Source organism: Rhodococcus sp. (in: high G+C Gram-positive bacteria) (assembly GCF_049286785.1).
GTDB lineage: Bacteria > Actinomycetota > Actinomycetes > Mycobacteriales > Mycobacteriaceae > Rhodococcus_F.
On the sequence record NZ_JBAQEO010000588.1, the window covers coordinates 1 to 11518 of the forward strand.

Here is an 11518-nt window from a genome sequence, read left to right on the forward strand (position 1 = left end):
ACACTGCGTGCGTTCGACTGCGCCCCGACACCGAACGGTGTCGGGGCGCAGTCGTTTCCGGAGCAGGGGACCCCGTATGGTGCATACGGTGACCTCTCTCGATGAATTCAGCAAAGTACACCTCGAAGACGGCGTTCTCCGCATCACCGTTTCGTCGGCAGCCAACGGCACCTCCCTCGACGGGGAGGCCATGCGCCAAGGGGCCACCGCCCTCTCCGCGGTGGGCGGTGAGATCGGAAGCGTACTGCTCGCCGGCGACGGACCCAACTTCTGCGCCGGCGGGAACGTCCGGGCCTTCGCATCGGCGCCGGTGCGCAGCGATTACGTCGGCGACGTGGCGCGCGAGTTCCACGAATTCGTTCGCGCACTCGACGCCGTCACGGTTCCCGTGGTCGCCGGCGTGCACGGCTGGGCTGCCGGTGCCGGCATGAGCCTCGTCTGCCTGGCCGACATCGCGATCGGCGGCCCCTCCACCAAACTGAGGCCGGCGTACCCGTCCATCGGCTTCACCCCCGACGGCGGTATGTCCTGGACCCTCCCGCGGATCGTCGGTATCGTCCGCGCACGGGAAATCCTGCTCACGGACGCGGTACTGAGCGGCGACGAGGCGGTCCGGCTCGGCATCCTCAGCCGGTTGGTGGGTGACGACGTGGTCCAGGACGAGGCTCTGCGCCTCGCGCGGACCCTTGCCGCCGGTCCGACCTCGTCCTACACGGGCATCAAGACGCTGCTGCACGCCGCGGGTACGCGCACTCTGAGCGAGCAACTCGACGCCGAGGCCGCGTCGATCGCTGCGGCGGCAGACAGCCCGGTGGGCAGGGAAGGTGTCGACGCGTTCGTCGAGAAGCGGCGTGCCGACTTCTCGACGGCGAAGCAGACGACGGCGTAGACGTTACGGCAGCCGCCAGTCGACCGGTTCCACGGCGAGTGTGTCGAGCAGTTCGTTGGCTCTGCTGAACGGCCGTGAACCGAAGAAACCGCGTGAGGCGGAGAGCGGCGACGGGTGAGCCGACTCGATCGTCGGCACCTCTCCGAGCATCGGCTTCAGGGTGGACGCGTCCCGGCCCCACAGAATCGCGACCAGGGGTTCGGGTCGCGCCACGAGCGCGCGAATAGCCTGCTCCGTCACCGCTTCCCACCCTTTCCGGCGATGCGACGCCGGGAGTCCGGGCTGAACGGTCAGAACTCGGTTCAGCAGCAATACGCCCTGGCGTGACCAGGGTGTGAGGTCGCCGGTGGACGGGGTCCGGTAGCCGAGGTCCTCGCTGTATTCGGTGAAGATGTTGCCGAGACTGCGCGGCACCGGACGTACGTCCGGGGCAACCGAGAAGCTGAGCCCCACCGCGTGGCCGGGCGTGGGGTACGGGTCCTGGCCGACTATGAGGACCTTCACCTCCGAGAAGGGCTGGGTGAACGCGCGTAGGACGTTCTCACCCGCGGGCAGGTATCCCCTGCCCTCCGCGATCTCCGTGCGAAGGAAGCCACCCATCTCGGTGATGCGTCCCGCCACGGGCTCGAGTGCACCCGCCCATCCGGCTTCCACGACATCGGACAGCGGGGCCCCCATCAGTCGAGCCTGCGGAGCGCGTCGCGGTAGTACGCGGCATTCGCGGCGTACATCTTCGCGTTCATCTCGACATGACCTTCGGGAACCTCGTATCCTTCCCGGATCTTCGCGGGGACGCCGAGCGCCATCCGACGGGCGGGCACCTGGAACTTGAAGGGGATGACGGCGCCGGCACCGACCACGGATCCCGCACCGATCACCGACCCGTTGAGCACCACCGAACCGGAGGCGATCAGACAGCCGTCGCCGATCGTCGATCCCTCGATGTGGGCCGCATGCCCGATGACGCAGCCCGCACCGATGATGGTGGGCTCGTGCGCCGTGCAGTGAATGACGGTGCCGTCCTGGATGTTGGTATCGACACCGATGTCGATGGTGCCGTAATCGGCGCGCAGCACCGCCTGCGGCCACACCGAGGTGCCTGCCGCCAGGGTCACACTGCCGATGACCACTGCATCGGGATGGACATAAGCGTCCGGGTGGATGTCGGGGACGCGATCCCCGAGCGCATAGATAGCCATGCGTGCAACCTATACCGAGAAGCTCTGCCAGCCACCCACCCCTTCCCACGTCTCGCCATCGATCGCGATTCCGGCGCCGGAACGGACCGTGCCGATCGCTACCCATCCGATGGGTAGCGCGGTTCCCGCGGCGAAGGTGCCGGCGAAACCGTGGTCCTCGCCCCCGGTGAGCACCCAATCCCAATGGTGTCGTCCGAGCGCGGTCGCAGCGTCCTCGAGACCGGGCGGCACCACGAGGGAAGCCCTGGTGAGCGACATTCCGACACCGGATGCCGCACAGATGTGACCGAGATCGGCGAGGAGGCCGTCGGAGACGTCCGTCATGGCATGTGCGCCCGCATCCGCGGCAGCCCACGCGGCGGCATACGGCGGAGCCGGAACCCGGTGCACGGCAGAGAGCTCCGGAAAGTCTGCCGATCCGGCGAGCAGTGCGGCGAGACCGGCAGCGGACCGGCCGAGTTCCCCGGCCACCGCCACCGTGTCGCCCGGCTGTGCGCCGGACCGCCGAATCGGACTCGCACCGTGGAGATCACCCAGAACGGTGACGGAAATCACGACCTGATCGGCTTGGACCAGATCTCCGCCCACCACACCGGCGCCGAGTTCTTCCGCCGCATCCCCGATGCCGGCGGAGATGCCGTCGGCTACCTCCACCGGAGTGTCCCGCGGGAATCCGAGAGACACCAGAAAGGCTGTGGGGCGCGCACCCATCGCCGCGATGTCGGCGGCATTTTGCGCCACGGCCTTTCGGCCGACTTCGGCAGGCGTCGACCAGTCGAACCGAAAGTGCCTGCCCTGCACCAGCATATCCGCCGAGACGGCGACCCGCCCGTCGGGCGTACGGACGACCGCGGCATCGTCCCCGGGTCCGATGATGGTGGTACCCGGCTGCACGCGCCCGGCCACGGCACGGTCGATCACCGCGAACTCCCCGAGGTCCGCCACGGTGCGCGGATGATTCGGATCGGGCGAATCCATGGATGTAATGGTGTGCCTCCGCGGGCCGTTGGTGTCGGATCGCCCGCAGCAGCGGGTGTGGCCCCATCGCCGAATCGAGCGACTGCGGTACCTTCAACCTGTTGCCGGGACTCCTCGGCACGTGAGCAATCAGCGCGCCGAGGCATCCGTGACTCTACCGAGAGACCCGGCGTGCGGAGCAGGGAAGGGCCGGAGCGAGTGCAAGCGTTCATCCTGATCCAGACCGAGGTAGGCAAGGCGCCGGCGATCGCAGCCGAGATCGCGAAGCTCACCGGGGTGCGGAGCGCCGAGGACGTCATCGGACCGTACGACGTCATCGTGCGTGTATCGGCGGACGACGTCGCTCCCGTGGTTCAGGAAATCCGGCAGGTCCCAGGGATCACTCGAACCCTCACCTGCGACATACCCGAGAAGTCTGCGAACAAGATCTGAGCATGTCCGATCCCGAATCCGCGCCCGAAGAGTACGAGATAGCCGAGCGGCACAATCCGGCGCTCATCGCGACCGCCGTGGCGCTCCCGGTAGCCCTCGTGATCGGCATCATCGTTGCCGCCGTGATGGCTGATCGCACTCCGGTGAAGGAGCCGGTATCGCTGGGCGTCGTGCCCGCCCCGGCGTCCGGTTCGCCGGAGTGCGTCGCACTGATGGCGATTCTGCCCGACTCACTCGGCGAGTACACGAGGGCCGAACTCGCCGAACCCGCGCCGGAATCGAGTGCCGCGTGGCAAGCCGACGAGGGCGAGCCCTTGGTGCTCAGATGCGGTCTCGATCGGCCTGCGGAATTCGATCAGGCGTCGGCGCTCACGGTGATCGACGGGGTGCAGTGGTTCGAGATCTCGGGTTCGAGCGCGGGAATCGACGCCAGCAGCTGGTATGCGGTAGACCGCGGCGTGTACGTCGGGTTCACGGTTCCCACCGGCGTGGGCCCCACCCCGCTCCAGGACGTCTCCGCTGCGGTTTCCGCCGCCTTGCCGCCGGAACCTCTGGATCCGGCGCCCGTTCCGAACTAACGCAGACCGGTACCGCGGGCGAGGGCGGTGTCGACGAGCGTGGACACGAGCGTGCCGTAGTCGACGCCGACTGCGCTCCACATTCGCGGATACATCGAAATGGAGGTGAATCCGGGCATCGTGTTGATCTCGTTGATGACCGGTCCGTCGTCGGTCACGAAGAAATCCACCCGCGCGAGTCCCTGACAGTCGAGCGCGGCGAAGGCGCGTACGGCGAGCGCACGTATTTCCTCGCTCACGTCCTCGTCGAGTTTCGCGGGCACGTCGAACTCGCAGACGTCGTCGAGATACTTGCTGTCGAAATCGTAGAACGCCTCGTCGTCCCCGGAGGATTCCGGCATGCGGATCTCGGCGATCACACTGGCCCGCACCTCGCCGTCGGGGAACTCGAGCACTCCGCACTCCACCTCTCGTCCATGGAGCCCCGATTCCACGATCACCTTCGGGTCGTGCAGTCGGGCATGCGCGATCGCGTCGTCCAGCGCCGACCAGTCGGCGACTCGCGTGATCCCGATCGACGACCCTCCGCGGGCGGGCTTCACGAACACGGGCAACCGCAGCTGGGACTTCTGCAGCTCCGTCACCGTCGAAGTTCCCGGACGCAACACCACCTGAAAGCCGACGGGCAGGCCTTCCGCAGCGAGGAGCTTCTTGGTGAATTCCTTGTCCATACCCGCGGCGCTCGCCAACACTCCCGGCCCGACATACGGAACTCCGGCCAGTTCCAGCAGGCCCTGAATCGTCCCGTCCTCGCCGTAGGCGCCGTGCAGGACCGGGAACACCACGTCGACCGTGGCCAGGACCTTTCCGGCTTCTCCGTCGTCGAGTGCGACGAGGTCGCCGGCCCTGGTGGGATCGGCCGTCAACGTCAGTGCGGAGCCTTCGGTGCCGACGGTGGGCAACGACCGCTCGCGGATGGTCAGCGCCTCGGGGTCGGTGGATCCGAGAACCCACGAACCTTCTCTCGTGATGCCGATCGGCACTACTTCGTATCGTTCGGGGTCGAGATTCCTCAGAACGCTTCCGGCCGACACGCAAGACACGGAATGCTCGTTGCTGCGGCCACCGAAGATGACGGCCACCCGGGTACGCGGTTTACTCACGGGACAAACCGTACCGTCGCCGCGGGAACCTCATCGCATCCGCCTCGTCCACCCGGCCCTCACCCCCGTCCTCATATGGCCGAGAGGGCCTGCTCGACATCCGCCACCAGGTCGTCGGTGTCTTCGATTCCGCAGGACAACCGCGTGAAACCGGGAGCGACGTCGTCTCCCCACCGTGCCCGCCGATCGGCGGTGGTGTGGATCCCACCGAAGCTTGTAGCTGAGGCCAGCAGTTCGCCGGCGGCCACGAAGCGATGAAAGTGCTCCGCGGATTCCAGTTCGAAACCCACGAGACCGCCGAATCTGTGCATCTGCACCGACGCGACCGGGTACGACGGGTCGCTCTGCAATCCCGGGTAGCGGACCCCTCGGACGGCAGGATGATCGACCAGCAGACGCGCGACGGCCGAGGCGTTGGCGCACTGCCGCTCGAACCGCAGGCCCGCCGTCCCGAGGCTCCGGTGGGCGAGCCAGGTCTCGAACGGGCCGAGCACACTTCCGGACAGGGTCCGCTCCCGCTCCATCCCGGCGAGGACGTCCGGATCGGAGGCGGCAACATATCCCATCAGTAGGTCACTGTGACCACTCAAAGTCTTTGTGCCGCTGGCAACCACGACATCCGCTCCGAGTTCGAGCGGCTGTTGACCCAGCGGGGTCGCCGTCGTGTTGTCCACCATCAGAAGGGCCCCCGCCTCATGACACCGCTCCGCCACGGCACGAAGGTCCACCACGTCGAGCGAGGGATTCGCGGGAGTCTCGGCCACCATCACCGTCGTCCCCTGCGCCGATGCCAGGAGAGCAACGGCATCGCCTCCTGCCATGTCGGACGTCTTCATCTCGTGGACGGTGACGCCCATCGTCTCGAGGCGCTCCCTGGCGTAGGCCCGCACCTGGTAATAGCCGTCGGCGGGTACCACGACGGTGTCCCCGGCAGTCAGCAGAGCGCGCAGCGCCACGGTGATCGCGGACATCCCCGATCCGACGACGAGCGCGCCGGTGGCACCTTCGAGGTTCGCCAGCGCCGATTCGAGGTCGCGCCAGCCCGGATTCGACGCACGAGCGTACGTGTCGGCTTCCGAACCTTCGTCGGCGCTGAGCTGATACGGGGCCGCCGGAATCGGACCGCGCTGCATGGGGGAACCCGGAACATATTCCACCGCAACAGCTTTCACGCAGCGCGTGGAATCACCACTCACGCTGTCATTCCGGTTTCGTCCGGCGGCCGAGCAACTGACCGATCGCCTCCTGGACCACGAGCCCTTCGTGGCACACCCGATGCACGGCGTCCGTCAACGGCATCTCGACGTCATAGCCCGCCGCAAGCGCACGAACCGATGTACACGACTTGACCCCCTCTGCAACCTGACCGTGAGTCGCCGCCTGAGCGGTCTCCATCGAACCACCCCGTCCGAGCCGCTCCCCGAAGGACCGGTTGCGGGACAACGGCGAGGTGCACGTGGCGACCAGATCACCCACTCCGGCGAGTCCTGCCAAGGTGGCGGGGTTCGCACCCAATGCCACCCCCAGGCGGATGATCTCGGCCAGACCCCGCGTGATGATGCTGGCAATGGTGTTCTCGCCCAACCCGATTCCTGACGCCATGCCGCACGCCAGTGCGATGACGTTCTTGCACGCGCCGCCGATCTCGCAGCCGATCACATCCGAGTTGGTGTACGGACGGAAGTAGCCCGTGGCCGACGCCTTCTGCAGCGCAAGCGCGCGCGTGGAATCCGTGCACGCCACGACCGTGGCAGCAGGTTGTCCGATGGCGATCTCGCGGGCGAGATTGGGGCCCGACAGAACAGCGACGCGTCCCGGTTCGGCGCCGGTGACCTGCATGATCACCTGACTCATCCGCATCAGCGTGCCGGTCTCGATCCCTTTGGCGAGGCTGAGCAGCGTGGCGTCCTGTCCGATCATGGGACTCCACACCTCGAGGTTGCCGCGCAGCGACTGCGACGGCACCGCGAGAACCACGATGTCGGCGTCCGCGAGGGCGACGCGCGCGTCATCGGTGGCTGTGAGCGACGGCGGGAGCGCGATTCCCGGGAGATAATCCGCGTTCTCGTGGCGCTGCGCGATCGACTCGGCCACCTCGCTACGCCGTGCCCACACGGTGACGTCGGTGCCGGCGTCAGCCAGCACCTTGGCGAAGGCCGTTCCCCACGACCCTGCCCCCAGTACCGCAGCCTTGCTCACTCAGACCCCTCGTCTCTTTACCGGATGCATCGACCAACAGTAACGCCGATCCGGGTACCGGGGCATCGTCGCACCGTCCGCCCGTTCGAAGTCCCGTCCGGACGCCGACCGGAACAGCCTGGCAAGATATCGGCATGAGCACAGCGATCCGGTCCGGGGCGCCACGCGCGCACGTCCTGGTCGCCGTGAAGGAACTCCACGCGGCCAAGTCCCGCCTCGCCGAGGTCTTCGAGGCCCCGCTCCGCACCGAACTCGTGCTCTCGATGCTGCACGACACCCTCTCCGTCGTCCGCACCATCGAGACGGTCGTGGGCGTCACCGTTGTCACTCCCGATGCCGCCGTCGCCGGTCTCGCCCGCAGTGTCGGGGCCGATGTCTACGCCGATCCGGTTGCGAGCACCCCGAACCACGATTCGACGACCGATGTCGATTCCGAACGCGGTCTCAACGCGGCGTTGTCCGCCGCCGCCGAATATGTGCGCCGAGGTGAGGCCGGGGTGGACGTCGTCGCGCTCCAGGCGGATCTCCCGTCGTTGCGGGGAGTCGAATTCGAAGAGGCACTCGCCGCAGCGAGGAGCGGGGGCCGGTCGGTGGTGGTGGACCATCATGGCACCGGCACCGCCGCCCTCTTCTCCTGCGACCCCGCGGTCCCACTGGATCCCCGCTTCGGCCCCGGGTCGGCGAAGCGGCACCTCGAATCGGGGGCTCGACCACTTCAGGGAACGTGGCCCGGATTGCGCACCGACGTCGATACCGCCGACGATCTCGATGTGGTGCGGGCCCTGGGTGTCGGCCCCGCCACTCACGCTGCCCTGAAGGCCCTCTATCGCACCGCGACACCGTCTGCGTGAACGCCACGGCGTCGCCGGCCCTGCGAATTCCGGTCATCGATTGTCCGCGGCGGAATTCTCGAGGGATGATCGTAGGGTGAGTAAAGGCGAAGCACTCGACCAGCACACCGAAACCGACGGAAAGCCCGAGGTGCACGACAACATCGTTCCGGCGACGTCCACATCGATCCCGATGGCACCGCCCGCGGCGACGAGTGCCGCAGCCAGGTTACTGGTGGACGGGCTACCCGAAGATCGTTATCTCAACCGTGAACTCAGCTGGCTCGATTTCAATTCCCGAGTTCTTGCCCTGGCCGAGGACACCTCACTCCCGCTGCTCGAGCGCGCCAAGTTCCTTGCGATCTTCGCGTCGAATCTCGACGAGTTCTTCATGGTCAGGGTCGCGGGACTCAAGCGACGGGACGAGACCGGCCTGTCCGTCCGGTCCGCCGACGGATTGTCACCCCGTGAGCAACTCTCGCTGATCGCCCGCCGGACGCAGGAGATTTCGGAAAGGCATGCACGGGTATTCCTCGATTCGGTGCGGCCGGCACTTGCCGCTGAAGGAATCTCCATCATCAAATGGGCTGACCTGAGCGACGACGATCGCCAGCGCCTGTCGGTGCATTTCCAAGATCAGATCTTCCCCGTACTCACTCCCCTCGCCGTCGATCACGCGCACCCGTTCCCGTATATCAGCGGCCTGAGTCTGAACCTCGCAGTGACGGTGAAGGACGGCCCGACGGGCGGCGAGCACTTCGCCAGAGTCAAGGTGCCCGACAACGTAGGGCGGTTCGTGCGGGTCCGCCGCACCGAGAATCCGCTGTCGATCGACGCGTTCCTTCCCATGGAGGACTTGATCGCCGCCCACCTCGACGCATTGTTCCCCGGCATGGAAATCGTCGAGCACCACGCCTTCCGCATCACGCGCAACGCGGACTTCGAGGTCGAGGAGGATCGGGACGAAGACCTCTTGCAGGCACTGGAAAGGGAACTGGCGAGGCGGCGCTTCGGTTCTCCGGTCCGACTCGAAGTCGCAGACGACATGACCGAGCACATGCTCGAGCTGCTTCTCCGGGAACTGGACGTCGATCCCGGTGACGTCATCCAGGTGCCGGGACTGCTGGATCTGTCCTGCCTGTGGCAGGTCTACGCGGTGGATCGCCCCGGGCTCAAGGATGCACCGTTCGTACCCGCAACACATCCCGCGTTCGGGGAGCGGGAAACGCCCAAGAGCGTGTTCTCGACCCTTCGGGACGGCGACGTACTGGTCCACCACCCGTACGACTCGTTCTCCACCAGCGTGCAGAGATTCATCGAGCAGGCGGCGGCAGACCCACAGGTCCTCGCCATCAAGCAGACCCTGTACCGGACATCGGGCGACTCCCCCATCGTCAATGCCCTCATCGCCGCCGCGGAGGCGGGCAAACAGGTTGTGGCACTGGTGGAGATCAAGGCGCGCTTCGACGAGCAGGCCAACATCAAGTGGGCCCGGAAACTCGAACATGCCGGCGTTCACGTGGTGTACGGCCTCGTGGGACTCAAGACTCACTGCAAAACCTGTCTCGTCGTGCGCCGCGAGGGTTCTGTGATCCGGCGCTACTGCCACATCGGCACCGGTAACTACAACCCGAAGACCGCGCGACTGTACGAAGACGTCGGATTGCTCACCGCCGCTCCCGAAATCGGTGCGGACCTGACGGATCTGTTCAACTCCCTCACCGGCTACTCGCGGAAGTCGCGCTACCGAAACCTTCTGGTGGCCCCCTACGGGGTTCGCCGGGGAATCGTCGAACGGATCGACGCCGAAGTGGCCCGGAAACTTCAGGGCGAAGACGCAGGAATCCGCCTGAAAGCCAATGCCTTGGTGGACGAGCAGGTGATCGACGCGCTCTACCGGGCGTCCATCGCGGGGGTTCCCGTGGAGATCGTGGTCCGCGGAATCTGCGCGCTCAAGCCGGGTATTCCCGGTCTCAGCGAGAATATCGAGGTCCGGTCCATTCTCGGACGATTCCTCGAGCACTCACGAATCTTCCATTTCCGTGCCGCCAACGAATTCTGGATCGGCAGTGCCGACATGATGCACCGCAATCTCGACCGCCGGGTGGAAGTCATGGCTCAAGTGAAGGACCCACGACTCACAGCTCAACTGAGCGACATCTTCGAATCGGCACTCGACCCGACCACGCGGTGCTGGATATTGCAGGACAGCGGGTGGGTGGCAGCTCCGGCACACGGCGAGGATGTGCGGGATCATCAGGAGGCGATGATGGAAACGCGGATGGGCAGCGGATCCTGAACGCGTACCTCTCGAGCGGCAGAAAGTAGGAATCCGTTGACCACGGTGCCCGAGAAACCCGTCAAAGCCAATATCTTCGCCGCCGGAGCAGTTTTGTGGCGAAAGTCTCCCGAGAGCGACAGGATCGAAATAGCTCTCGTTCACCGTCCGAAGTACGACGATTGGTCGTTCCCCAAGGGGAAACTCGACCCCGGCGAGACCGCCGTCGTCGCCGCGATACGTGAAGTCGAAGAAGAGACGGGGATTCACAGCCGTCTGGGCCGCCATCTCGGTGCCGTGACTTACCCTATTCCGGGGCATCGCAAATTGAAACGCGTCGAATACTGGGCCGCAGAGGCCCGCACTGGAGAATTCGTCGTCAACAGCGAGGTCGACGAACTGCGATGGATACCCGTCGCCGAGGTGGCCGGTCAACTCTCGTACCCCATGGACCGCACGATCCTCCGCCGATTCGGAGCCCTACCGGCCGACACCGCCACCGTGCTGCTGGTACGCCACGCAAAGGCAGGGAGCAGGAAGACGTACAGAGGCGACGACACACAGCGCCCGCTGGATGCCGAGGGCCGGCGTCAGGCAGCAGCTCTGGTCGCGCAGCTCGAGGCATTCGGCGCCACCGACATCACGTCTGCAGATCGCATTCGCTGCATCCAGACGGTGGAGCCACTGGCCGAGTCGTCCGGCCTCACGATACGAATCGAGCCGCTGCTGTCGGAGGAGAGCTACGCAGACGATCCCGCAGCCACCCGGGTGCGTGTGCGCAAGATCGCTGCACGCGGTGGGGTCCAGGTGATCTGCAGCCAGGGCGCGGTCATTCCGGATCTGATCCAGTGGTGGGCGGCGAGCGATGGGATCACGTTGCCACCGGCACGCAACAGAAAGGCCAGCACCTGGATTCTGTCGTTGTCCGGAGGCAGGCTGATCGCCGCCGACCACCTCGCCAGCCCCCTGCCGCCCGCCCGCAACGCTTCACAGACCTAGCACGCACCGAACGAGAGACGCCGACCACGGGTT

The 11518-nt window shown here is 66.3% G+C and carries 12 protein-coding genes; 6 read left to right on the top strand and 6 right to left on the bottom strand.

Features of this window, described 5'->3' with window-relative positions:
* Positions 1–88 precede the first annotated feature (88 nt).
* Positions 89–889, top strand: coding sequence for an enoyl-CoA hydratase-related protein (locus WAW17_RS21470; protein ID WP_422334934.1), 801 nt, complete (start codon positions 89–91; stop codon positions 887–889).
* A gap of 3 nt (positions 890–892) precedes the next feature.
* On the opposite strand, the gene WAW17_RS21475 is transcribed toward WAW17_RS21470, so the two are convergent.
* Genes WAW17_RS21475 through WAW17_RS21485 form a run of 3 tightly spaced genes read right to left on the bottom strand, consistent with a single transcriptional unit; the run spans position 893 to position 3009 of the window.
* A complete protein-coding gene (locus tag WAW17_RS21475; RefSeq protein WP_422334935.1) occupies positions 893–1567 on the bottom strand; it encodes a uracil-DNA glycosylase in 675 nt (224 codons plus the stop codon).
* A complete protein-coding gene (locus WAW17_RS21480) occupies positions 1567–2088 on the bottom strand; it encodes a gamma carbonic anhydrase family protein (protein ID WP_422334936.1) in 522 nt (173 codons plus the stop codon). Before WAW17_RS21480 ends, WAW17_RS21475 begins: the two co-directional genes overlap by 1 nt.
* A gap of 9 nt (positions 2089–2097) precedes the next feature.
* A complete protein-coding gene (locus tag WAW17_RS21485) occupies positions 2098–3009 on the bottom strand; it encodes a thiamine-phosphate kinase (RefSeq protein WP_422334943.1) in 912 nt (303 codons plus the stop codon).
* 255 nt (positions 3010–3264) lie between these two features.
* Here WAW17_RS21485 and WAW17_RS21490 point away from each other — a divergent pair, with 255 nt between their 5' ends.
* Both WAW17_RS21490 and WAW17_RS21495 read left to right on the top strand, forming a co-directional pair.
* Positions 3265–3498 carry an Lrp/AsnC ligand binding domain-containing protein gene (locus WAW17_RS21490; protein WP_422334944.1) on the top strand — a complete coding sequence of 78 codons (234 nt, stop codon included), beginning with the start codon at positions 3265–3267 and terminating at the stop codon, positions 3496–3498.
* Positions 3499–3500: 2 nt separating this feature from the next.
* Positions 3501–4076 carry a DUF3515 domain-containing protein gene (locus WAW17_RS21495; protein WP_422334937.1) on the top strand — a complete coding sequence of 192 codons (576 nt, stop codon included), beginning with the start codon at positions 3501–3503 and terminating at the stop codon, positions 4074–4076.
* Here WAW17_RS21495 and WAW17_RS21500 read toward each other — a convergent pair.
* From WAW17_RS21500 to WAW17_RS21510, 3 genes are all read right to left on the bottom strand, one after another.
* A complete protein-coding gene (locus WAW17_RS21500) occupies positions 4073–5179 on the bottom strand; it encodes a D-alanine--D-alanine ligase family protein (protein ID WP_422334938.1) in 1107 nt (368 codons plus the stop codon). The genes WAW17_RS21495 and WAW17_RS21500 overlap by 4 nt on opposite strands.
* 71 nt (positions 5180–5250) lie before the next feature.
* Entirely contained in the window at positions 5251–6375 is a 1125-nt protein-coding gene (locus WAW17_RS21505) for a cystathionine gamma-lyase (RefSeq protein WP_422334939.1), read from the bottom strand.
* Positions 6376–6379: 4 nt separating this feature from the next.
* Positions 6380–7378 carry an NAD(P)H-dependent glycerol-3-phosphate dehydrogenase gene (locus WAW17_RS21510; protein ID WP_422334940.1) on the bottom strand — a complete coding sequence of 333 codons (999 nt, stop codon included), beginning with the start codon at positions 7376–7378 and terminating at the stop codon, positions 6380–6382.
* Positions 7379–7512: 134 nt separating this feature from the next.
* On the opposite strand from WAW17_RS21510, the gene cofC reads away from it, so the two are divergent.
* The 3 genes from cofC (at position 7513) to WAW17_RS21525 (ending at position 11485) form a co-directional block, all read left to right on the top strand.
* Positions 7513–8229 (top strand): 2-phospho-L-lactate guanylyltransferase, encoded by a 717-nt coding sequence (cofC, locus tag WAW17_RS21515; RefSeq protein ID WP_422334941.1) that lies wholly within the window; start codon positions 7513–7515, stop codon positions 8227–8229.
* A 76-nt stretch (positions 8230–8305) separates the two neighbouring features.
* Positions 8306–10507 carry an RNA degradosome polyphosphate kinase gene (locus WAW17_RS21520; protein ID WP_422334942.1) on the top strand — a complete coding sequence of 734 codons (2202 nt, stop codon included), beginning with the start codon at positions 8306–8308 and terminating at the stop codon, positions 10505–10507.
* A gap of 45 nt (positions 10508–10552) precedes the next feature.
* Positions 10553–11485 (top strand): NUDIX hydrolase, encoded by a 933-nt coding sequence (locus WAW17_RS21525; protein WP_422334945.1) that lies wholly within the window; start codon positions 10553–10555, stop codon positions 11483–11485.
* The last annotated feature ends 33 nt before the right edge of the window (positions 11486–11518 follow it).